Annotated in this window: 19 protein-coding genes; 18 read left to right on the forward strand and 1 reads right to left on the reverse strand. The window is 44.5% G+C overall.

Going from position 1 to position 23,469, the window contains the following annotated elements; translation table 11 throughout:
• Window positions 1-44 precede the first annotated feature (44 nt).
• From ADU24_RS06360 to ADU24_RS06380, 5 genes are all read left to right on the forward strand, one after another.
• Entirely contained in the window at window positions 45-1,121 is a 1,077-nt protein-coding gene (locus ADU24_RS06360) for a GNAT family N-acetyltransferase (protein ID WP_053365842.1), read from the forward strand.
• A 243-nt stretch (window positions 1,122-1,364) separates the two neighbouring features.
• A complete protein-coding gene (locus ADU24_RS06365; RefSeq protein ID WP_053365843.1) occupies window positions 1,365-2,633 on the forward strand; it encodes a sugar ABC transporter substrate-binding protein in 1,269 nt (422 codons plus the stop codon).
• A gap of 164 nt (window positions 2,634-2,797) precedes the next feature.
• Window positions 2,798-3,742: a carbohydrate ABC transporter permease gene (locus tag ADU24_RS06370; RefSeq protein WP_053368806.1), complete on the forward strand. Its 945-nt coding sequence runs from the start codon at window positions 2,798-2,800 to the stop codon at window positions 3,740-3,742.
• A gap of 37 nt (window positions 3,743-3,779) precedes the next feature.
• On the forward strand, window positions 3,780-4,583 hold the full coding sequence (locus ADU24_RS06375) for a carbohydrate ABC transporter permease (RefSeq protein ID WP_053368807.1): 804 nt from the start codon (window positions 3,780-3,782) through the stop codon (window positions 4,581-4,583).
• Window positions 4,584-4,620: 37 nt separating this feature from the next.
• A complete protein-coding gene (locus ADU24_RS06380) occupies window positions 4,621-5,511 on the forward strand; it encodes a Gfo/Idh/MocA family protein (protein ID WP_331457064.1) in 891 nt (296 codons plus the stop codon).
• A gap of 51 nt (window positions 5,512-5,562) precedes the next feature.
• Here ADU24_RS06380 and ADU24_RS06385 read toward each other — a convergent pair whose 3' ends face one another.
• Window positions 5,563-6,939: a hypothetical protein gene (locus ADU24_RS06385; RefSeq protein ID WP_053365844.1), complete on the reverse strand. Its 1,377-nt coding sequence runs from the start codon at window positions 6,937-6,939 to the stop codon at window positions 5,563-5,565.
• A gap of 233 nt (window positions 6,940-7,172) precedes the next feature.
• On the opposite strand from ADU24_RS06385, the gene ADU24_RS06390 reads away from it, so the two are divergent.
• From ADU24_RS06390 to ADU24_RS06450, 13 genes are all read left to right on the forward strand, one after another.
• Window positions 7,173-8,189, forward strand: coding sequence for an NAD-dependent epimerase/dehydratase family protein (locus ADU24_RS06390; protein WP_053365845.1), 1,017 nt, complete (start codon window positions 7,173-7,175; stop codon window positions 8,187-8,189).
• Window positions 8,189-9,244, forward strand: a complete 1,056-nt coding sequence (locus tag ADU24_RS06395; protein WP_053365846.1) for a dihydrodipicolinate synthase family protein — start codon at window positions 8,189-8,191, stop codon at window positions 9,242-9,244. Before ADU24_RS06390 ends, ADU24_RS06395 begins: the two co-directional genes overlap by 1 nt.
• A 22-nt stretch (window positions 9,245-9,266) precedes the next feature.
• Window positions 9,267-10,268 (forward strand): zinc-dependent alcohol dehydrogenase, encoded by a 1,002-nt coding sequence (locus ADU24_RS06400; protein ID WP_053365847.1) that lies wholly within the window; start codon window positions 9,267-9,269, stop codon window positions 10,266-10,268.
• An 88-nt stretch (window positions 10,269-10,356) separates the two neighbouring features.
• Window positions 10,357-12,237: a beta-N-acetylhexosaminidase gene (locus ADU24_RS06405; protein WP_053365848.1), complete on the forward strand. Its 1,881-nt coding sequence runs from the start codon at window positions 10,357-10,359 to the stop codon at window positions 12,235-12,237.
• Window positions 12,238-12,262: 25 nt separating this feature from the next.
• The gene (locus tag ADU24_RS06410) at window positions 12,263-13,606 is read left to right on the forward strand and encodes a GH1 family beta-glucosidase (RefSeq protein ID WP_053365849.1); all 1,344 of its coding nucleotides are present in this window, start codon (window positions 12,263-12,265) and stop codon (window positions 13,604-13,606) included.
• A gap of 43 nt (window positions 13,607-13,649) precedes the next feature.
• A complete protein-coding gene (locus ADU24_RS06415) occupies window positions 13,650-14,660 on the forward strand; it encodes a Gfo/Idh/MocA family protein (RefSeq protein ID WP_053365850.1) in 1,011 nt (336 codons plus the stop codon).
• A complete protein-coding gene (locus ADU24_RS06420; RefSeq protein WP_053365851.1) occupies window positions 14,657-15,631 on the forward strand; it encodes a Gfo/Idh/MocA family protein in 975 nt (324 codons plus the stop codon). The genes ADU24_RS06415 and ADU24_RS06420 overlap by 4 nt, the downstream gene beginning before the upstream one ends.
• A gap of 64 nt (window positions 15,632-15,695) precedes the next feature.
• Entirely contained in the window at window positions 15,696-16,586 is an 891-nt protein-coding gene (locus ADU24_RS06425; protein WP_269432218.1) for an ROK family protein, read from the forward strand.
• 47 nt (window positions 16,587-16,633) lie between these two features.
• A complete protein-coding gene (locus tag ADU24_RS06430) occupies window positions 16,634-18,214 on the forward strand; it encodes an FAD-dependent oxidoreductase (RefSeq protein WP_053365853.1) in 1,581 nt (526 codons plus the stop codon).
• A 14-nt stretch (window positions 18,215-18,228) separates the two neighbouring features.
• Window positions 18,229-20,127 (forward strand): hypothetical protein, encoded by a 1,899-nt coding sequence (locus tag ADU24_RS06435; protein ID WP_053365854.1) that lies wholly within the window; start codon window positions 18,229-18,231, stop codon window positions 20,125-20,127.
• Window positions 20,100-21,665: a hypothetical protein gene (locus tag ADU24_RS06440; protein ID WP_053365855.1), complete on the forward strand. Its 1,566-nt coding sequence runs from the start codon at window positions 20,100-20,102 to the stop codon at window positions 21,663-21,665. The genes ADU24_RS06435 and ADU24_RS06440 overlap by 28 nt, the downstream gene beginning before the upstream one ends.
• 117 nt (window positions 21,666-21,782) lie before the next feature.
• Window positions 21,783-22,403, forward strand: a complete 621-nt coding sequence (locus tag ADU24_RS06445; protein WP_053365856.1) for an SGNH/GDSL hydrolase family protein — start codon at window positions 21,783-21,785, stop codon at window positions 22,401-22,403.
• A gap of 844 nt (window positions 22,404-23,247) precedes the next feature.
• Entirely contained in the window at window positions 23,248-23,469 is a 222-nt protein-coding gene (locus ADU24_RS06450) for a hypothetical protein (RefSeq protein WP_053365857.1), read from the forward strand.

The raw sequence follows: 23,469 nt of genomic DNA on the forward strand, positions 1-23,469 counted from the left end.
CAATTTGTGGCTCAAAGTTTTATTAGAGGAGGGGTCAGAGGGGAATGGCAGAATTCCGATTATTACAGGAGGAAGATTTCCAACAGGCCAGCGATTTGGCGGATAAAGTTTTTCGGAAAGCAGGCCATGTGTCAATGGGGAAGGCTTTTCCGCAAGTTTTCTCATCAGCATTAAATCAATCATATGGAGCTTTTGATGATGGGAAACTAGTCAGCTTTATTGGATTGGTTCCGTTCGTCCTTCATATTGGAGGCGCAGAAGTGAATGCTTTTTCAATCGGCGCTGTCTGTACAGAGCCGGACTACCGAAGAAGGGGACTGGCCAATACACTTTTGCAAATGATATTTGGCCATATTCAAAAATCGGGGGCATCTGTTTTATTTGTGTCAGGTGATTTGCCGATTTACATCAAACAAGGGTGTACGTTTTATGGAAAGATGAATCAATATAAACTCCACGAAGGCGACTTGCAGGTAGAAGGGAGCTACATCGTCCGCGAGCTTCAGCCCTACGATTGGTTTCAATTGAGAAAACTGGGAAATGCGCGGCAGGCCAGGTATGAACAGAGTATCTATGAATTGGCCCTTCTCAATGAAAGAGCCGCTTTCGCCAGTATTTTCAAAATGAACCATAAGGTACTTGTAGCCGAAGAGAACGGGGAGCTAAAAGGCTTCTTAATGTTCGGCGTGCCATATGGCGGGGAGGAAAAAGCAGATTCACGCGCAATCGAATGGGGCGGTGATCCACGGGCCGTCAAAACCTTGCTGGCAAGCGCATTTACATATGGTTTAAATTCATTGTTGGCCAATGTCCCGGCCTTTGAAAAGGGCCTTAACCAACAGTTGGATAGCCTGGAAAAAAAGGAAATACCTTTTCCGGGGACGATGAAAATCATGAATCTTGATTTACTGCTGGCTCAGCTCTCCCCTTATTTTGAAGACAGGCTAGGCATTTCAACTGTGGATGAAAATCGTAAAGAGCTTCATGTTAATCAGCGTTCTTTGATCGTTACCAATCAGGAATTAGCAGAGTTTATCCTGCACGGAACGAAAGTGGATGCGGGGCTTCAAGATGTTTTTCCTATTCCGTTTCCGTTCCCACAAGGCTTGAATTATGTCTAAACCATTCTAACGGACTGCATGGCTATTTTTTAGACTTTTAATTAAAGACACTTTATAGACTTGTCACAATATTACAAAAAAACTAAACTATACATAGTTGGTATTTTTTTAACAGTAGTTGGTAACGCTTTCAAATTTTTGATCAAGTAGATGTCCATGGTAAGGAGGGGATTTTGGAAAAGTACGAGTGAAAGCCGGTATTTTATTCATTTATTTTAAAAATTTAATGGGGGAATTCATTTCATGAAAAAGAAAAGCGTATGGTTAATGGTGCTTATGCTTGTATTTAGCTTAGTGCTTGCTGCTTGCAGCGAAGACAAGGCTGGAACGAAAACGAAAAAGAAAGAAGACGGCAAAGTTGGCGGCGAAATAACGGTTTGGGTCCACCCTTATACCGGTGACGCCACTAAGGAAGAAGAAATGTGGAAAGAAATTGTTGCAAATTATAATAAGGATTTTCCGGATGTTAAGGTAAATCTTGAAACGATTCCTTGGTCTAACCGCGACCAGAAAGTACTGACTGCTTTAGCCGCAAACAATGGCCCAGACGTATTCTATGCCATTCCTGACCAAATGCCGCAATATGCTGATGTCGGGATGCTGCTTGAACTGGATCCTTATTTGAAGGAAAAGGATTTGGAAGGGTTTGTTGAAAGTTCATTAGTAGCGACAACATGGAAAGGCAAGAAATACGGGCTGCCGATTCTTCAGGAAGCCTATACATTCTTTTACAATTTAGATGTTGTTAAGGCGATTGGTGAAGATCCAGCTAAACTTCCAGCTACTTGGGAAGAATTTGAAGCCTGGGCTGCAAAAGCAAAGGAAAAAGATTTCTATGCTCTGTCTTATGCGGGCGGAGGTTCGATGAACGGAACGATTTACCCTTGGATTTGGCAGGCTGGCGGGGATGTCGTCACAGCTGATAATGAAGTATTAATCAATAGTGCAGATAGTGTCAAAGCGTTTGAAATGATTAACAAGATGTATCAAAACAAGTACATTCCTGAAGACTCCATCACCGCAACGAACCATAATGAACTTTGGATGGGCGGAAAAATGCTGGCGGTTCTTGGCTCTGGAATTGACGTAACCATGCTGCAAAAAGAAGGTAAATTCGAATTCGCATTTGCACCGCCACTTAAAAATAAAGAACAAGTAACATATGGCACGACTGGTATGTTTGTTGTTCCTTCCAATACGGATAACCCAGATGCGGCGGCGGAATTTGTAAAAGCGATTACTAACACCGATAACCAGCGTATCTTTAGCACAGTGACACAATATATCCCAACCCAGGAAGCTGCCAAGGATATCTTCGACTCAAACAAATATTTGAGCCAGTTGGCAACGTATACACAATACGCCCTGCCTGGAGTTATCCATCCAAAGGGCCGTGCGATCATGCCATTTATCCAGGCTCAGGTACAATCGATGATGGCAGGGGAAAAAACTCCTCAAGAAGCAGCAGACGCAGCGGCTGAAGCCATTGAAACGGAGCTTGCAAAGCCGTAAACGAATAGCTTTTTTGGTGAGAGAGTTTTATTCCATTGTGAATAAAACTCTCTGTTTACTTAAAAAAAGCGGTTGGAAATTGTTGGTGGCAGCCAGAGGAATACATACGGCTTGCATTCAAAGCCTATCAAAAAATGAAATAAGGTGATTGCTTGGAAAAGGTCATGGCTGTAAATGATAACAAGTTGCCTTTGGATAAAAAACAGCTTAAACGGCCATTGGTGAAAAGAATCAAGGATGAATGGAAAAAGAACGCACTCGTCTATATCATCCTTGTCCCAGTACTAATCCATTTTCTTATCTTTCAAATTATCCCCTTTGTATACAGTTTCGTTTTGACCTTCATGCATTACCGTGTCATCGGGACCTCCGAATTCGTTGGCTTAAGAAACTGGGAGCAACTGTTCAATGACAAAATTGCCTGGAAATCAATCTGGAACACCGTCTTATTTTCCATTTACTATATCATCCCGACAATGGCGCTCGGCCTGATTCTCGCCCTTATTTTGAAATCGGGCATCCGCCTGACGAAGTTTTTTAAGGGGGTATTTTTCCTTCCGGTCGTTACGTCGTTTGTTGTTATTGCCGGCATTTGGGAATGGCTGTTTTCGGGAACGAAATCTGGCTTTATTAACTACCTGCTCAGCTTTTTGGGCGTGGAACCCCAGTTGTTTCTCTCGAGTTCCTCGCAAGCGCTTTTGGTGCTGGCTGGCCTGAGTATTTTCAAAGTTTCCGGAAGCACGATGATTTATTACTTCGCCGGGCTCCAATCCATTCCAAAGGATATGTATGAGGCAGCGAAGATTGATGGCGCATCCCCTTTTAAATCCTTTTGGATGATTACATTCCCATTATTAAAACCGATTCATTTCTATGTCTTGATTATCACGACGATAGGGTCTTTCCAGATCTTTGATTCGGCATATTTATTGACTGGCGGAGGACCGAACTTCTCAACGAGTACAATTGTTTATTATTTGTATTCGATTGGTTTTACCAATTTGAACTTTAGCTATGCTGCTGTTCTATCCTACGTGTTATTCGCGATTATCTTAATCATTTCCCTTATACAAAGAAAATTAGTAGGGAAAGATCAAGGTATTTATTAATGAGTCAGCGTGAGTGTAAGGGAGATGAACGATTTTGTTGAAAAAATTAGGGAAGTATTTCGTGATGTTTTTTCTGGGTTTTTGCTTTCTCCTTCCATTTTTAATCATGGTATTTGGGTCGCTTAAAGAAACGACGTTTGCTTCATTGAGTCCTTTGTTTTGGCTGCCGACCGACCCATCGCTGAACAATTTTATTTATCTGTTCAGAAACGACAATTTTCTGCGCTGGATTTTCAACTCCGTTGTCATAACGGTTATCCCGGTATTTTCCCAAATGTTTTTCGCGGGGCTGCTTGGTTATATTTTCGCGAGAAAGCAGTTTTACGGCCGGGAATTCATTTTTTGGACATTCATGGCGGTCATTATGATCCCTTCTCAATTATTGATTATTCCTAAATTTATCATGTTTTCAAAGTTTGGATGGATCAATGAATATGAGTCGCTCATTGTCCCTGAGCTTTGGGGCATAATGGGGGTGTTTTTAGTCCGCCAATTTATGCAGGGCATTCCGATGGAGCTCGATGAGGCGGCCAGAATGGATGGCGCCGGTGATTTTCAGGTTTTCCGCAAAATTTATATGCCATTGGCTTTCCCAGCAATCGCGACCGTCGGGACGTTTTCTTTTGTGAGTAACTGGAACGACTTGTTTCAGCCGCTGATTTTTATGACGAATGAAAAAATGTTTCCTATAACGGTGGGGCTTGCTTCGACTTTAAATAAAGAGGGGAACTTTGGAATCGAAATGGCGGGGGCTACACTTTCATTTATCCCGACTTTTCTTATCTTTTTGTTCTTCCAGAAGTATTTCACTGAAGGCATCCAGCTGTCAGGCTTAAAATAAACAATCATTTTAATAGGGGGAGGAGCTATTGGGTGATGTGAAAATTGGGATGATTGGCCTGGATACCTCCCACGCGTCTGCTTTTGCGAAATTACTGAATGATCCGGCGCATCCCTATCATGTTAACGGGGGGAAGGTTACTGTTGCATGCCCGGCCGGATCGTTTGACTTCGAACTCAGTTACTCGCGGATCCAAAGAATTACGGAAGAAGTAGCAAGTTATGGGGTGCGGATGGTTGATACGATTGAGGAAGTGGCGGAACAAAGTGATTGTATTTTAATAGAGTCCGTAGACGGAAGGGCTCACCTTGAACAAGTTAGAAAATTAGCGATGTTCAGTAAGCCAATTTTCGTTGATAAACCTTTGTGTTTATCTTCAGCAGACGCAGCCATTATCGCTGAACTTTCAGAGCATTATCAGACCCCAATTATGAGCTCATCAGCATTGCGCTTTGCGGAACCCTTAACGAAGGCTCTTTCAAAAAAGGACAAAGGCAGGATTATCGGCGCGGACTGTTTTGGTCCGATGGAAATGGTTGAAACGCAGCCAGGCTATTTTTGGTATGGGATTCATACCATTGAAATGCTTTACGCCATATTGGGGAACGGCGCAAAGCTTGTGAGGGTGTACTCCAATCACGATTCCGACTTGATTGCCGCCGAATGGGGGGATGGCAGGATTGGAACGGTCCGGGGAAACAGAAATGGGAATTATTCTTTTGGAGCCGTGATTCATTTTGAAAAAGGGAATGAATTTGTCCTCATCGACTCCTCGTCGAAACCGTTTTATGCGAGCCTTTTGGAGCAAATTCTCCAGTTTTTCCGTGGCGGCCAGCCAGCTGTCCATCTCAATGAAACCCGGGAAATCATCCGTTTTATTGAAGCAGCCAATGAAAGCAGGGAGACTGGCTACAAGGTGCCTATTTGAGAGAAATGATAGGCGAAAAGAAACAGCGGGAAAGGATATCCCGCCGTTTCATCAGCCTGCATCGGATTCATTTGTCTCATTCTCATCCAGGATAAAAATGAGACGGTAGATCCGCCGCGGCCTTCCTTTGTAAGTGATTTTTTCTTCACCGACGATGTCGACCAGGTTCGCATCCATCCATTTTAATAGGATGCGGTGGGCGCTTCTTGTTGTTATATCCAGTGTTGCGGCGAGTTCCTGGGCGGTATAATCATACTTTTTATGGCGGGCCACCCTTGCCATAAGTTTCGTCATATACGCGGCAGACATTCCCGCTTTTTCCGCTTTTTGAAGGAGTTGGGCATCGGTGATGGATAAATCGTATTTTTCATATTGGGTATCGGTTATAATGTCCACCGGCCCAATGACACTTTGGTCTTCCCGGACTATGTAGCATACGTTTCCGCCCAATTCCTTTGATTGCCGAAGCGCAAGCCGAGCGTGGCTGCCTGCTTCCGCTGCCGAGCGCCCAAAACCGACCCCAATGCTGATCGTGACTCCGAGTTCGCTCTTGGCCGAATTAAGCAATGGTATGAATTTATAGCCGCGCGTTTCTCTTTCAAAAATGCCGCGCGTGGTGATGAATGAAAATTCATCCCCGCCTGAATGAATTAAATGGCCATCGAGCAGCTTTGTGTAATTCAACATCATTTGCTGAAACTTTAGTTTGAAAACCTGGACTTCGTGTTCGGTCCTGTATTTTTCGGTCGCTTTTTCAAATTTATCAATATCAATAATGCCAAAGACAATCTGGGACTCTTTGTTCCGGCGGGCTTCAGTGGCGAGCAAGCCTCGTTCCAGGGAAACAATTAAATCTTGGTAAGTTGGCGTCACCCATTCATTTGGGATGCCCATTTCCGTTAGTTTCAGTGAGACTTCCTGTATGCCCGTGACCGCAATGGAACCGTGCTTTTGGTAGTTATCCTGATGGAAGACGACAATAGCCTCAATGGAACTGGAGTGGTCATACCTGGGAAATGATTTAAACTCATAGTTGTTTTCGCCTAAATCATAAAGAATCCTTTGTATGTATTTTTCTTCCACGGTATCGATTGAGAAACAAGTGGCATCATATTGATTTTTAATCAAAAACAGCGATCGGTAAAGGCCCGTTCCCATTAAAGGGACATACTGCGCGGGGATGGAGAAATCAAAAAGGTGTTTCGCTTTTAAATACGTTTGAAGTTCAGTAAACAAAATGGCTTCTAATTGGTTGATCAGATTGCCGTCCATTTTTGCAGCTATCGTAGAAGGGGTGGCATTGATAAAGACAGGGCGCAAATTCGGAAAGGATTCAAGCGCTTTCATTATTTCCTTTTCTAAAGCTTTTGGGCAGACGATACCAATGATAATTTCAATGCGATTGCCTGATAATGTGTTTGACTTCAACTTCTCATCTCCTATAAAAGACCTATTAAAGAAATGTCTTTATATAATCTTACCTCTAGATTAGGGAGAACTTGCCAGATTGTCAAACAGTTATTTTCATAATGAAAAGGGGCACGTATTAAAAGACCCTTAAGTGACTTGTCTTTTAAAATTGCCAATTATAGAATTGAGAGTGAAAATTACAAAAATTTAGTATTGGTGGATCAAAACTATAAAACTTCCAGGAGGAAAAAATGAAAACGATTTCAGAATTAGAAGATTTTATGACAGTCCCTAGTGAGGCATTGGTAAAGGATATCGCGCAGCTTGACGGCGATATTATGATATTGGGCGTCAGCGGGAAAATGGGGCCTACTTTGGCGAAAGCGGCAAAAAGGGCTATTGATCAAGCGGGTGTGCGGAAGCAGGTCATTGGTGTCGCCAGGTTTTCAGATCAAAGCTTGATCGAGGAATTAGAGGGATTTGGAATTGAGACGATAAAAGCCGACCTTTTGAAAGAAGAAGACCTCGAAAGCCTTCCCCCTGTGAAAAATATAATTTATATGGCGGGAACGAAATTTGGAACGGTCGGGAATGAGCATTATACATGGGCAATGAATGCCTATCTTCCGGGACGTGTTGCAGAGAAGTTCAAAGACTCGCGGATTGTAGCCTTTTCAACAGGCAATGTTTATCCGTTTACAACTGTGGCGAGCAATAACTGTACAGAAGATGTAAAGCCGAATCCAGTTGGGGAATATGCACAATCATGCCTTGGCAGGGAAAGGATTTTTAGTTATTTTTCTCAGAAAAACCAAACACCAATGGTTATGTTCAGACTGAACTATGCGATTGACTTGCGCTATGGTGTGCTGCTGGAAATTGCCAAACAAGTACACCAGGGATTACCGATTGATTTGACTATGGGAAATGCAAATGTCATTTGGCAGGGGGATGCAAACGAATATGCAATCCGGTCCTTACTGCATGCAAGCTGCCCTCCTAAACTATTAAATGTGACTGGTCCGGAAGTCCTCTCTATTAGATGGCTGGCGAATGAATTTGGAAAGAGAATGAAAAAGGACCCGATGTTTGTGAATACGGAAAGTCCTACTGCATTGCTGAATAATGCTTCCCATGCCCATAAATTGTTTGGCTATCCAAGGGTTACGATTGAACAAATGGTTGATTTGATTGCCGGCTGGGTCCTCAGTGATGGGCAAACGATTAATAAGCCGACCCACTTCCAGGAAAGAGAAGGTGCTTTTTAATGGTAAGGGAAGCTGTTAAGAAAAAGCTCCATTCCGGTACAGTCATTCCAGCACATCCGCTCGCATTGACTGAAGACAGGCAGCTGGATGAAGCAGGGCAGCGTGCGTTAACGCGCTATTACATTGACGCCGGGGTGGGAGGGATTGCGGTTGGGGTCCATACAACCCAGTTTGAAATCCGCGACCCGGAATTTAATCTTTACAAAAAAGTACTGTCCATTGCAATCGAGGAAACGAAACGGGCGAATGTCCCCGATGATTTTATCAAGGTGGCAGGGATTTGCGGTCCCACACAACAAGCCGTCGAGGAAGCAAAATTCAGCAAGGAGCTTGGATATGACCTGGGGCTTTTGAGCATGGGAGGGCTAAACGATCTGACCGAGGATGAAATCATTGAACGCGCTGAAAAAGTGGCGGAAATCATCCCTTTGTTCGGATTCTATCTGCAGCCAGCGGTGGGAGGAAGAATTTTTTCCTATGATTTCTGGTTCCGCTTTGCTTCTATCCCAAATGTCCATGCGATTAAAATTGCTCCATTTGACCGGTATTACACGATCGATGTCGTCCGCGCGGTTTGCCATTCGCCCCGCAGTGAAGAAATTGCGTTATATACAGGGAACGACGATAACATCATCAATGATTTGGTAACAGCTTTCCGATTCAATATAGGCGGTAAGATTGTGGAAAAGAGAATTGTTGGAGGACTGCTTGGCCATTGGTCCGTTTGGACACAAAAAGTGGTTGAAATGTTTGATGAACTGAAAAGGCTGCGGGATGGGAATGCGATTCCCGCCGAGATTCTTACGCTTGGCCAGGAGGTTACCGATGCAAATGCGGCGATTTTTGATTCGCGCCATTCCTTTAAAGGAAGCATTGCCGGTATCAATGAGATTTTAACCAGGCAGGGCTTGTTAAAAGGCAATTGGTGCCTGCTTGACCGTGAATCATTAAGCCCTGGACAGGCAGAAGAGCTGGACAGGATTTATGCCAGCTATCCCCACCTCAATGACGATGAATTTGTAAAAGCAAACCTATCAAAGTGGTTTGCTAATTAAGAAGCGGAAGAAGGATTTTTTCATGAAAAGAATTGTGGCGCATAACAAGAAGGTTGAAATTATAGAAGGTGAAAGGCCAACTTTGGATGGAAAACCATCTTATGTCTTAATCAAAACCATGTATTCAGCTATTTCACCGGGAACCGAACTGTCAATCCTCTCAAACAGTGAAAACAAGCAAATCAATCTCGGGTACAGCGCAATGGGGAAAGTAGTGGAATGCGGAAGTGACATCACGGATGTCAAAAAAGGTGATTTGGTTGCATGTTATGGTGCCCCATATGTCCATCATGATGAATATTTGCTTGTGCCGAAAACGTTGTATGCGAAAGTACCGGATACAGTGGATCCAAAAGAAGCCGCCCTTTGCGGACTTGGAGCCATCGCCATTCATGCTCTTCGCATCGCGAACCTGCAATTTGGCGAAACCGTGGTCATTGTTGGATTGGGCGTGCTCGGACAATTAATCGCAAAAATCGCACATGCTGCCGCCTACAATGTCATCGCGTACGATTTGAGCAAAAACAGGGTCGAAATGTTAAAAGAAGAAAACCTTAAATCCTTTGCATCGGTTGAAGAGATGGAAGAGGCAATCCGAATTGATACAAACGGCCAGGGCGCTGATGCTGTTCTATTATGTACTGGCGGGAAACGCTCTCCGCTTACCCAGGAATGTTTGAAGTGGATCCGCACGAGAGGAAAGGCGGTCATAGTTGGAGATATCGAACCCGACTTTCCAAGAGATTTAATGTTTGCGAAAGAGGCGGAACTACGTATTTCGCGAGCGGGCGGTCCTGGCCGTTATGACAAGGTATATGAAAAAGAAGCGATCGATTATCCATATGAATATGTACGCTGGACAGAAGGCCGGAATGTCGCGGAATATATCCGTCTCCTGAAAGAAAAAAGGATTGATGTCCGTCCGTTTATTAAGGACGTCACCGATTTTGAAGCTGCGCCGCGTGAATTTGAAAAGTTGTTTGAAAAGGAATCTGCGACTCTTACAAAGCTGATTCGCTATTAATAAACGTAAAGCGTGAATCTATTCTAGCGGGAAAGGTCCTGCTCTAAAAAGTCTGGCAGTTTATTGTGAAGGAAACGAGGTTTCTTATATGCAAATCAATCTGACGGGAGATATTCATTCCATTTTAAGCGGGTTGCAGTTTTTATCAGAAAACTTGGGCCTCCAGGTACATTCTGATGGATATCCCATCTCGGTTAAACAAATGGCCGGGCCCCTACGCATCAGGAATAAAGGGGGAAAGGGAGAAATTTTCTTCCAGGAAAAAATCCACTTTTATCGCGCGATCGGGTTATGGCTGGAACTTTACAAGGCGAATGGCGAATTTGAACTGACGGAAGAGCCGCAATTTCAAACGAGTGGCGTCATGCTCGACGTATCCAGGAATGCGGTTTTAAAAGTTGAGGAAGTAAAGGCGCTTCTTAGAAAGATGGCGGTCATGGGATTAAATGTCGTCATGCTATATACAGAAGATACATATGAAATTCCGGAATATCCTTATTTTGGCTATATGCGAGGAAGGTATACGGAAGCGGAATTGAAACTATGCGATGACTATGCGGATGCGTTAGGGATTGAAATGGTTCCATGCATCCAGACACTCGCCCATTTAGCAATGGCTCTTAAATGGGGCTATGCCGCGGAAATAAGGGACACCCCCGACATTTTACTCGTTGGCGAGCCGAAAACCTATGAATTTATTGAAAGTATGATCAAGGCCGCTTCAAAACCATTTAGGACGAATCGGATCCACATTGGCATGGATGAAGCGTTCCAGCTGGGGCTCGGCCGTTACCTGGAATTGAATGGGTATAAGAACCGGTTCGAGATTATGAATAAACATTTAAATGAAGTCGTTTCAATTGCGGAGCGCCTTGGGTTAAAACCAATGATTTGGAGTGACATGTATTTCCGCCTAGGGTCCAAACATGGTGGATATTACGATGAGGATGTCCATATTCCTGCAGAAGTCATACAATCAATTCCGAAAAATGTCCAGCTTGTCTACTGGGATTATTACCACGCTGAAGAAGGCTTTTACCGGACATACATTAAGAAACACAATGAGTTGGGCAAGGATATGGTTTTTGCCGGTGGGGCATGGACGTGGAATGGCATCTCGCCGAATTATGGAAGAGCGTTCGCCACAACCGAAGCGGCGCTGGCGGCATGTAAAAAAGAAGGAGTCCGGGAAATCTTTACGACTTTATGGGGGGACAACGGTGGTGAAACCCCGCTCATCGCTGCGGATCCTGTCCTGCAGCTGTATGCTGAACACACCTATCATAAGACGGTGGATAAAGAACGATTGGCTGTCCGTTTCCATTTTTGCACAGGGAATCATCTTGAGGACTTCCTTCTCCTGAATCAATTTGATGAAACGCCAGGCGTCATGGAAAAGAATTTAAATTCCTCCAATGCTTCAAAATTTTTATTATGGCAGGATGTCCTGATCGGGTTGTTTGATGAAAACATAAAAGGGCTTAAAATGACGGAACATTACCAAAGCCTTGTTTCGAAATTAACGGCTGCGAAGGAACGGAATCCAAAGGCATTGCCGTTATTTGAGCTGTATGAGCAACTGGCGGATGTCCTTCGTGTAAAAGCGGAAATGGGAATCCGTTTAAAGGCCGCTTACGACCAGAACGATAAAAAGACAATGGTGCTACTTGCGGAAGAAATAAAGGAGCTTGCTATCCAGACGGGGCTTCTTCACCGGAAGCACAGGGAAGTCTGGTTTTCCTTGTATAAACCATTTGGCTGGGAAGTGATAGAGCTCCGTTATGGCGGACTGTCGGCGCGCTTGGAAACGGCGCAATTCAGAATCCAGCAATGGCTGGAAGGGAAAATTGGCCGAATCGAAGAGCTGGAAGAAAAAAGGCTTGTCCATGACGGCCCGCTTGGCATTCCTGAGGGTTCCCTGGGCAACCACTTCTATCACCGAATCGCTACCGCGGGAAATATGATCTGATATGCAAGCCCGGGAGGAGTAAATAATGCCAATCATCAAATTTCCAGACGGATTTAAGTGGGGGACAGCCACTGCTGCATACCAGATTGAAGGCGCGGCATTTGAAAATGGGAGAGGGTTATCGATTTGGGATACCTTTTCCCATACTCCGGGAAAGGTGAAAAACGGTGATACCGGGGATATCGCGTGCGATAGTTACCATCGCTATGAAGAGGACATAGAATTATTGGCACAAATGGGTGTAAAGGTTTATCGATTCTCCGTTTCCTGGCCGAGGATTTTCCCGAATGGAAGAGGAGGACTCAATCCTGAAGGGCTGCGCTATTACGATAACCTTATAAATAAATTAGTTGATAAAGGGATCGAGCCGATGCTGACCCTTTATCACTGGGACCTTCCGCAAGCCTTGCAGGATCAAGGCGGATGGGCGAATCGGGAAACTGTGGACGCATTCAGCCATTATGCGGAAACGGTTTTTAAAGAGTTTAATGGAAAGGTTAACTATTGGCAAACAATCAATGAGCCATTATGCGCAGCTTTTTTATCAAATTATTATGGGGTTCATGCACCTGGGTACAAGGACTTGCAGGTAGCAATCGATGTTTCCCATAACCTGCTCCTTGCACATGGAAGGGCAGTCAGGTTATTCAGGGAATTGGGGATTGAAGGGAAAATCGGCACAGCGACAAATACAACCTGGAGGGAACCTTTCAGCAATAAAAAGGAAGATACCGAGGCATGCAAAAGAGAGATTGGCCTAAATATCGATTGGTTTCTTGACCCGATTTTTAAGGGACGATATCCGTGCTATCTGGTGAAATGGTTTAAGCAAAAAGGCGTGGAACTCCCCATAGCGGATGGAGACATGGAAGCCATCCAGCAGCCAATTGATTTCATCGGCGTAAATTATTATTCCGGCAATATTGCACGTTATAAGGAAGATACCGGTTTATTGGATATCGAAAATATCGAAATCAATTATGAACACACCTATATTGGATGGCCGATTTATGCAGACGGCCTTCATAAGGTGTTTCACTATCTAAATGATCGCTATGGCAATGTCCCCTTATTCGTGACTGAGAATGGAGCATGTTGCATTGATGAAATGGTCAACGGAAAAGTGGCAGATTGGGACCGGATCCGCTATTATGAACAGCATTTAACGGCGGTAAGCAGGGCAATTGAATCGGGTATCAACATAATCGGGTATTTGGCCTGGTCTTTAATGGACAATTTCGAATGGGCGGAAGGCTACGGGAAACGGTTTGGTTTGGTGTATGTAGACTTCAGTACGCTGGAACGAACCAAAAAAGATAGCTACTATTGGTATAAAAAGGTCATTGCCAATGGGTGGATGGAAATTTAATCGGAATGGATGAAATGGAATCCGTTAAAGAGGGATTGATTGTATGCAAAAGATACTTGTAATTGGCGCGGGCACGATGGGAATGGAACATGCCGCTTCTTATAACATGATGGATCATGTTCATTTGGCTGGGATTGTTGATGTAAGAAAAGAGCAGGCTGCCAAACTAGCCGGCGGCCATAATACGAAGGTTTTTGCAACATTGGAAGAAGCGGTCGAGGCCCTGGAAAAGATTGATGTAATCGATATTTGCGTCCCTACTTTCTTGCACAAGGAATATGTCATGAAAGCGGCAGATTATGGAATCGATGTAATTTGCGAAAAACCGCTGGCTAACTCATTGCAGGACGCACGGGAAATGATCGATTATTGCAATGCCAAAAATGTGAAATTGTTCGTTGGCCATGTGGTCCGGTTTTTCCCTCAATATGCAAAGGCACGGGAGATCGTTCAGCAAGGAGCTATCGGGGATGTTGGCGTTGTCCGGACAAGGCGCGGAGGGAATTTCCCAGCCGGATGGGCCGATTGGTATGACGACCATACGAAAAGCGGCGGAGTCATCCTTGATTTAATTATCCATGATTTTGATTTTCTGCGCTGGACCTTTGGCGAGGTCGAACGGGTTTTTGCAAAAGGGCTCACTGAACGGAAAATCGGACACCTAGATTATGCGTTGGTTACCCTTGTTTTCGAATCAGGCGTCATTGCACATGTCGAAGGATCTTGGGCCCATCAAACGTTTTCTTCGCAATTTGAATTTGCCGGTAAAAAGGGCATTCTCGAATATGACAGCTTGAAAGAGGAGCCAGTACTGCTATCGGTCAGGCAATCAGCTGAAGAAATAGGCGGGGTGGCGGTGCCTCAAAGCCCTTTGAAAAAATCACCTTACCGAATTGAATTGGAGCATTTCCTAAACTGTATAAAGACAAATGAAACGCCGATTGTGACAGCGGAGGATGCGTATAAAGCGATGGAAATATCGGCAGCCGCGCTTCAATCTTTAAAAACCGGTTTGCCAGTCCCCGTGGCTGCAAAAGGGGGAGAGCCGGTATGAAAATCGGGATAATCAGCTTTGCCCATATGCATGCCGCCAGCTATGCTTCCGTCATCAATGGAATGGAGGGTGCCACACTCGCGGGCATTGCCGATGACAACGAAGAAAGAGGCCGGACGTATTCGAAAACTTTCGGAACAACATATTATAAAAACTATCACGACCTGCTTGAGGCCGATATTGATGCGGTCATTGTTACATCTGAAAATAGCCTCCACCACGAGCATGTGATTGCCGCGGCAAAGGCCGGCAAGCATGTTCTGTGTGAAAAGCCGTTGGCTACAAACTTGGAAGATATTGAAGACATGATCCGGGTTTGCGAGGACAATCAGGTTTTACTTGGCACCGCCTTTCCAGTCCGGTTCAACACGCCGATCCAGCAAGCGAAAAAGATGATTGAAGAAGGCGTGCTGGGTGATATTTTAGCGATGAAAGGAACAAATCGGGGAACCAATCCGGGTGGCTGGTTTGTTGAGGAAGAAATATCAGGCGGCGGGGCAGTCCTCGACCATACCGTCCATGTTGTCGATATCATGAGATGGTTCACAGGCGCGGAAATCCAGGAAGTGTATGCTGAAATTGGCAGTGTGTATACGGGCCAGCCCATTGATGACTACGGAATTATCACGATGGAATTTTCAAACGGAATGTTCGCCACATTGGATTGCAGCTGGTCAAGGAATGATGCCTATCCAACATGGGGCGATGTCACCATGGATATTATAGGAACCAATGGAACCTTGAAAATAGATGCATTTTCCCAAAAGGTCGATCTTTATACCAATACTGAAGGGTTGAAATGGATTGGCTGGGGGGATGACATGGATACGGGCCTGATTGAAGATTTTGTAATGAGTATAAAAGAAGGAAAGCCCCCGCTTGCGACAGGGCACTCAGGATTGAAGGCAGTGGAAGCGGCGCTGGCAGCCTATCAATCTTTCGAAGAGAAAAAACCGGTGAAATTAAGGTGAAAAACGATGAGGACGGTTTGTGGATGAAATGAAAAAGGATGTGTAAACGATCGTTACAGTTGGGGTGGATATAGGCGGAACAAAGGTGAAAGCAGGCCTTATCAATCAGGAGGGTGGGGTATTGGCCCTTTTGGAAGAAAAAACGGATAAGGAAAACTTGCTCGGGCAAGTCATATCGATCATTGATAGACTGATAGGCGATAAAAAAGAGATTAAGGGAATTGGCATCGGTACGGCTGGCAGGGTAAATGCAGAGACAGGTTCGATTCACTTTGCAACTGCGAACCTGCCAGGCTGGGAAGGAACCGAAGTAAAAAAGCTGATTGAAGGCCGCTTCAATCTCCCGACTGTTGTGGATAATGATGCAAATACCGCCGCTTTCGCCGAAATGGAACTGGGCTCGGCACTAAATGAAAAAAATTTTATGTGCATCACATTAGGGACTGGAGTCGGGGCGGGGCTCATCCTCAATGGAGAGGTTCATCACGGCAGGAATGGCGGGGCGGGGGAAGTGGGCCATATGATTTTCATGCCAAACGGGCGGCCGTGCAATTGCGGGAAAAACGGCTGCTGGGAGCAATACGTTTCAGGGACCGCCTTGAGCTTGGATATAAAAGATAGCGCCCTTGGCAATCAAAACATCGGGCCGGTAGAGCTCTTCAAGCTTGCGGATGAACAGAATCCAATCGCTTCGATTATTGTTGACCGTTTTATCACCAACCTTGCTATCGGCATTGTTTCGTTGCAAAGCATTCTGGATTTGGAATGCTTTGTTGTAGGCGGCGGGGTTATCAGCTCCAGTGATACATGGTGGAATTCTTTCCTGACTAAATTGGATGGAATGGCGGAGCAGCCTATTAGTGTAAAAAAAGCGATGTTAAAGAACGATGCCGGAATGCTGGGGGCGGCATTAATGGCCGGTAGATATGCGGCTGTCCATTCTACTAATTATTAAATTTGCTCACTGAACAATTGGAATTCTATAAGGAGAGGGGAATAAAATTGGCTGTAGCTTCAGAACTGCACGCAGATCTTGTTATTATCGGCGGCGGCCTTGGGGGCTGCTCTGCTGCGCTGTCCGCGCTGCAATCCGGAAAAACGGTTATCGTAACCGAGGAAACAAAGTGGATTGGCGGCCAAATTACCAGCCAGGGAGTGCCGCCGGATGAACATCCATGGATTGAAAGCTTCGGTGCTACCCGGAACTACCGTACATTCAGGAAAAATATTAGGGACTATTATCTGCGGAATTTTCCGGTGAAAAACAGCGAAAGGATTGGCGGCCAATTTAATCCCGGCAATGCAATCGTCAGCAGAATCAGCCATGAACCGAGGGTGGCCTTGCGGGTGCTGTATGATATGTTGGCTCCCTACCTGCATAGCGGGAAGCTTACAATATTAATGGAGTATAAAGTCTCCAAAGCAGAAACAGAAGGGGACCAGGTTCTCTCTGTCACCGTTTTGCACTCAGATCAAGAACATTCATATGTTTTAAAGGGCAATTATTTTTTGGACGCGACCGAAATGGGGGACGTATTGCCGCTTGCCGGGGTTGAGTATGTCATTGGAGCAGAATCCAGGGACGAGACTGGGGAAGCACATGCGCCTAGCGGAAACGCGGAGCCGTTCAATATGCAGGCTTTTACGTACTGTTTTGCAATGGACTATAGGGAAGGGGAAGACCATACAATCGAAAAGCCCGCCCAATATGAGTTCTGGAAACAGTACCAGGCTGATTTCTGGCCAGCGAAACAGTTAAGCTGGTGGGGGCTGGTGCCCCATACATTGGAGCCGATTGAGTATACCCTTTTCTATGAGCCAAACCGCTTTTCATTATGGAATTACCGCCGGGTCATTGATAAGTCAAATTTTGAACCGGGAACTTTCGATAGTGATATAACCATCGTCAATTGGCCGCAAAATGATTATTGGCTTGGCCCAGTTATTGATGTGGCCGAAGAAGAAAAGGAAAAGCATCTCTATAACGCCAAACAATTAAGCCTGTCCTTATTATATTGGATGCAAACGGAAGCACCACGGCCGGATGGCGGGCGGGGGTATCCTGGATTGCGGTTGAGGAAGGATGTTTTAGGGACGGAAGATGGGCTGGCCATGTATCCATACATCCGGGAATCAAGAAGGATTAAAGCTGAATTCACGGTGACGGAACAGCATATCAGCGCGGAAGAGGAAGGAAAGGATGCCGCCACTTTTTTCGAAGATAGTGTCGGGATTGGATGCTATCGCCTGGACCTTCACCCCAGCACGGGACTGAATACATATATTGATATGTCCTCTTATCCATTCCAGATTCCTCTGGGCAGTTTAATCCCGGTCCGGGTCCAGAATCTGCTGCCTGCCTGTAAGAACATCGGTACGACCCATCTTACCAATGGATGTTACCGGCTGCATCCGGTGGAATGGAATATTGGCGAAGCGGCGGGACATTTGGCTGCTTATTGTATGGATCACGGAATCAGTCCGCGCCAAGTAAGAAACGACACGCATCGATTGAAGGATTTTCAGGCACGGTTAGTGGAAGCAGGAATCGAGCTTGATTGGCCGAAGATTCATAAAGTGTGAATGGGGTGGATAGCTTGATAGCTTTAGTGGATAAAAGCAAACAAATGAATGCTTATGTTGTATGCACCAATTACTTTTCAGACATCAATCCATTGGCTGATGAAGATCTTCTGCAATATTCGGCAATTTTTATTAATGGAAATGAGGGCGGAAAGCCTCTGAAACTTTCCTATGAAATCCTCGAGAAGCTATGGGAATATGTTGAGAATGGCGGGACGTTATACGGAGAACTAATCAATTGCGAGGACTTCCCGTCATCGCGGCTTTTTGGTTTCAAGCAAGATTTTACCGTGACAAATAGGCGCCTTGAAAAGCTGGCCATTTCAAGGGATAGCCACCATTGCAAAAAAGGCCAGCTTCTTGAGTGGCACGGCCCATTTCTAACCGGATTTACTTTTGATACGGTAAGACTGTTGGATATCGGGAATTTCCATGAGACCCATCGAACTGAAATAAGTGTAGGCTATCCGGGAATGGTCATGAAGAGACACGGCAAGGGGAAAGCAATCTTCTCCGCGTTTTCATTTTTAGGAAACGAACAGCCGTGGACTTTACGGCCTAATTGGCTATGGAACGCATTCATAAAATCACTGCAGAGTGATTTCCAATTACCGGTTCAGCCGCTTCAGCAAACCATTCAACTCTCCGGGAATCAAAGTGTTGAACAGACACTCGAACAAGGTGTGAACTGGTTTTTGCATTCGGGCATTTTGCCGAAGGACGATGGGAGTCTGGGAGTGTATGAAAATATCCATTCGATCCGGAGTGATATTAGCAAGGATTTCCGGCCGGATTGCCATGCCCATACCGCGCTTTTTTTTCACTTATATGGTGAATACACGAAGGATGCGAAATGGAGCAGCATTTCAGCCAACTTACTATCCTATTTGTTCAAGGAAGGCTATCAGGATACCGATCCCGATTCAGTGACGTATGGTTTTTGGAAATGGTTCCAATGCCCAAAGAGCAAGCCTGATCAAATTTTTTCCGATGATAATAGCTGGGTGGCATTGGTGTTGTTGTATCTCTACCGGAAAACCGGAATTGAAGAATACAGGGAAAGAGGCCTTTTGACCGCTTATTCCTTGCTGAACACGCAAAACAGGAATGGATTGCGTCCGGAATGCATCCGTGAACAAGAATTGGTTGAACACGGCAGTTCTTTTTTCAAAAACTCCACCTCGGCCAGCATGAACCCACATTTCGAATCAATCGTCCACGCCGCATTTATTCAGGCATATTTGGTTTCAAAAGACGAGAGATTCAAAGAAACGGCGCATCAGGGTACATTGGCTTTGCTGCAAAATAAAGAGAATTTGAAGTTCATGTACAGTAAGACAGCGGGGTACAGCAGGTTTCTCCTGTCCTTGTCAGAAGTATATGCCGTGACGGGGGACGAAACGATTCGCGAAGGTTTATATGACGTCATCCATTATTTATCCGGGAACCAGCATGAGCTGGGCGGGATTGAGGAAAGTGACAACCCTGACCCGGAACGGTATGGTGCTGAAGATACAGGAGTTTTCCGGATGAATCATGAAGGGATTGCGGATCAGCTGTATACGAACAACTTTTTGCTCATGAATACCTGGGAGGCATGGAAAGCCACCGGTGATACGGCTGTGAAAGGCCTTTACGAGAACCTCGCCCGTTTTCTGTCCAGCATCCAAATTGCCTCTGATAAAAAAGAATTTAACGGCGGATGGATGCGTTCCTTCCATCTTGAACGCGGCGAGTATTACGGCAATAATGGCGATACCGGATGGGGTGCATACGTTATCGAAGGCGGCTGGACAAATGCCATCATATTAGCCGGGTTTCTCTTAAAAGAACTGAATCAATCCATGATCGATATTGATGCTAAAGAAAATGACGAGGTGTCTGCATGTCGACCATCAAATGTAGAATCTTAAACGAAGCCGGACCAATAAAGTTTGCGGAAGAAGAGCTGCTTAGATATGGGGATGGGGCCAGGCACTCTTTTGTATTGGGGACTTTTCAGGATTTCTACAGGAAAGGCCTCGTGGTAGAATCCGATTTTCATATGGATCAGTCCATTGACGCTTTTCAAGTGTTGGAAAAAAATAGCGAAGTCTTCATTCTCGGATCCAACCCACGGTCTGTGCTCTTTGGGGTATACCATATCTGTAAAAAGCTGTTTGGGTACAAGTGGGTTGGTTTCTTTTCAAAAGAAAAGTTGGATTTCGTGGAGCGATGGTTGGAACCATCCAAGGTCCACAGCGGAAAAATGAAAAGAAGAGGCCTCGTTGTTGAGAATTATGATGACACTGAATTTCTATTGCAACTAATTGACTGGGCGGCTAAACAGTATATTAATGAGGTATTTTTTACTTTTATGTTATGGGACAAGGTAGAGCATATCGTGCAAAAGGAAATTGAGAAAAGGGGCATGGACATTACCTTAGGTGGACATAGTATGCATTATCTATTACGTGAAGAATCTGAATCCAGCCAAAAACAAATCAACTTTTCTGAAGGACACTGGAAAACCTCGGTTATCGATAAAATTAAGGGTTACTGCAGGGAAACAAATTCAATTACCCGAATTTCCCTTTGGCCGGCGGATATTGGAATCAAGGATGATAACGGCTTCCTGAATCATTATATTGAGTTTACCGAGCAAATCCAAACGGAGCTTCCGGATATTCAAGTTGAGCATATCGCATATAATGCAGGTTTATCGTGGGAGATGCTGGAATTGCCTAATGAGACAACCAGTTCAAAATCGGTTGATACATTATTTGCGTATTGGGGAAGGAATTATCGCCAATCTTTCCATAAGGAAGAAAGGGCATACGAAGCACTTCGGAAATGGCGCCAAACGACGGAAGAGAATAATCGGGAGTTAACAGTTTTTGAATATTATAGTGACCATTTTATGTTGGGGGATTTGTTTCCGCCATTGTTTCAAAGGATTCGGGATGATATTGAATTGTACTCCGGGATGGGAATTGAACAAATCGTCAATCTGATTGTTCCTTACATTCCGAAGCCCGATGCAAATGAAGGGGATTTGTTGTATCCCTGGAAATCGGTTCAGCTGTTAAACGGTTATTTCTTTGCCCGATTAACATGGGGTGATTCCTTCGAAGAAATTGAGCAAGATTTTTACTCGATATTTGGAGACCGTGGCAGTGAAGTAAAACGTATGCTGCAGGAAATGGAAACCGCCCTTTCGGAAGTTTCAAAATGGAACGCACCTCTATTTCCGAGCCGCCTGATTGACCCGGAAAAGGTGGACGCCATAAAAGAAGCGGAGTTGCTAATCAAAGACGTGGTGAAGTGGAAAAATCAGCTTGAGCCGTTCAAAGGAAAGCCCGAGGGCGATATTGCCGATCCTCTCAGCATGATTTCGCAATATGTCCATTTTGTCGGAGAAAAGCTGGACGATTATCTGGACAAGTGGGAAGATAAGGCCCGAAAAAGTTAATTAACGCAGTGGACAATATAGGTTGAAATAAATACTTAGACAATCTATATGAAAATGTAAGTTGATTGAAGCGGAGGGCACCGAGTCCAGCGGCAATTCTACATTTGGAGGTGAAACATGAAACGGAGAATTGTGTTTATTGGCGATAGTATTACCCATTGGGAGAAAAGTGAAAGTAATCCCATCGGTACCGGCTATGTACGCTTGCTTCACGATTATTTGAAGGTAACCTATCCGGAGTGGGATATGGAAATTGTTAACAAAGGTATCAGCGGGAACCGCGTGAGCGATTTGGCCGAGCGTTGGAATCAGGACGTACTTTCCTTGCAGCCGGATTTTGTATCCATTTCAATTGGTATCAACGATGTGTGGCGCCAGCTTGATTCACCTGAGATAGAGCAAATCTATCCTGACCGATATGAAGAAATATACGAATCACTTCTTGCCGATTTAAGGGAAAAAACGAATGCAGCGATTATTTTAATGGAACCTACAGTGATTGGAGAGGAAATTCAGAGCGAAGGGAACCGGAAGCTGAGCCCCTATGTGGAGATTGTCCATAAACTGGGGGAACGCTATGGCGCGACCATCGTCCCAACCCACCAGGCTTTTATCAGTTTTTTGAAAAAAGGCAAGGGCTATCCTCTGACATTGGATGGCGTCCATATGAACAGTATGGGGAATATGCTAATTGCAAAGACTTGGATCCAAGCAACCGAAGGCTTGTTCGGGGCATAATTTAAGGAACAATATTTATACAAAATGGCACCCTTATTTGAGGGTGCTTTTCGTGTTTATCAAATAGTAAAAAGAAAAGAGGACATTATGATATGTCATAGAAGACCAAAATGCAAAGCGTTCCTTTTTTGTGAAAAGTGGCCGCTTTTCGTTTTAGGAAAGTTGAACTAGCGGTTTTTATAAGGCCATATCCCTTTTTCGGTTAAAATACGCCAAAGACAGCCCGCTATAAATCGTCCGAATTAGTTTTCTTAGGAAGTTTACAAATATATCCGGAATTTAAGGGCAGATATCCGGGATTAATAAATTATATCCGGGATTAAAAGACGTGTTACCGGATTTGTCACAATTTACCCGTTTTATGGAATTTAGGAACCCGAAGACTGGTTAATCAGCGTATTCACTCTTCTTTCTGCTTTGAGAGCCGCCGCTGCAGTCCTTCCAAACCCTGATGCTGCAGATAAGGACACGTTAACTTCTCCCATCCGGAATCCCTCTTTAGTCACGTTCCCCCATAACATGCAGCCGCAACAATTTTCGTCAAAACTTTCACGTTTTCGTCAAAGTTTCTAAATTCATGATGCGATTTATCTACTATACTCAATATATAAGAAAATCACTGTGGCCAGTGTGGAATTGTAAAAAACTGTAGAGTATTTTCCCGTCTTCCACATGCATGAACAGCATATTGGCTGTCTTATTGTGAAATAGTGAGCAAACTAAAAGGGGAATTCCTTTAGAAAAGCTTATCCGCCGGGAAATGAAAACCTGTTTACACTTATATGCTTGTTCAACAGTGAGCATAATACTCTATAAGGAAGATATTGAAGGGAGTTTATGAATTATGAAAAATATATTATTCCTGGCCGTACTGTCCGTTTCACTGCTAGGTTGTGAGCAACAGGCAGACAACAGCATGAAAGAAAATATTCAATTCATCCCTAATGAGGAGTATGTCGGTGACCCTGCTCCTACAGTAAAAAAGGACATGAAACTAACAATTGAAGAAAAGGCTGAATTCGAGAAGCTGCAAAAGGAAATCCAGAAAGAAAAAGAGGCCGAATGA

The organism is Bacillus sp. FJAT-27245 (genome assembly GCF_001273955.1).
GTDB lineage: Bacteria > Bacillota > Bacilli > Bacillales > Cytobacillaceae > Bacillus_D.

Coding starts and splice junctions, on each gene's coding strand:
- ADU24_RS06440 (WP_053365855.1), top strand. CDS start 20,100: ATGTCGACCATCAAATGTAGAATCTTAAACGAAGCCGGACCAATAAAG.
- ADU24_RS06445 (WP_053365856.1), top strand. CDS start 21,783: ATGAAACGGAGAATTGTGTTTATTGGCGATAGTATTACCCATTGGGAG.
- ADU24_RS06450 (WP_053365857.1), top strand. CDS start 23,248: ATGAAAAATATATTATTCCTGGCCGTACTGTCCGTTTCACTGCTAGGT.
- ADU24_RS06395 (WP_053365846.1), top strand. CDS start 8,189: ATGGTAAGGGAAGCTGTTAAGAAAAAGCTCCATTCCGGTACAGTCATT.
- ADU24_RS06415 (WP_053365850.1), top strand. CDS start 13,650: ATGCAAAAGATACTTGTAATTGGCGCGGGCACGATGGGAATGGAACAT.
- ADU24_RS06360 (WP_053365842.1), top strand. CDS start 45: ATGGCAGAATTCCGATTATTACAGGAGGAAGATTTCCAACAGGCCAGC.
- ADU24_RS06390 (WP_053365845.1), top strand. CDS start 7,173: ATGAAAACGATTTCAGAATTAGAAGATTTTATGACAGTCCCTAGTGAG.
- ADU24_RS06365 (WP_053365843.1), top strand. CDS start 1,365: ATGAAAAAGAAAAGCGTATGGTTAATGGTGCTTATGCTTGTATTTAGC.
- ADU24_RS06405 (WP_053365848.1), top strand. CDS start 10,357: ATGCAAATCAATCTGACGGGAGATATTCATTCCATTTTAAGCGGGTTG.
- ADU24_RS06370 (WP_053368806.1), top strand. CDS start 2,798: ATGGCTGTAAATGATAACAAGTTGCCTTTGGATAAAAAACAGCTTAAA.
- ADU24_RS06410 (WP_053365849.1), top strand. CDS start 12,263: ATGCCAATCATCAAATTTCCAGACGGATTTAAGTGGGGGACAGCCACT.
- ADU24_RS06400 (WP_053365847.1), top strand. CDS start 9,267: ATGAAAAGAATTGTGGCGCATAACAAGAAGGTTGAAATTATAGAAGGT.
- ADU24_RS06420 (WP_053365851.1), top strand. CDS start 14,657: ATGAAAATCGGGATAATCAGCTTTGCCCATATGCATGCCGCCAGCTAT.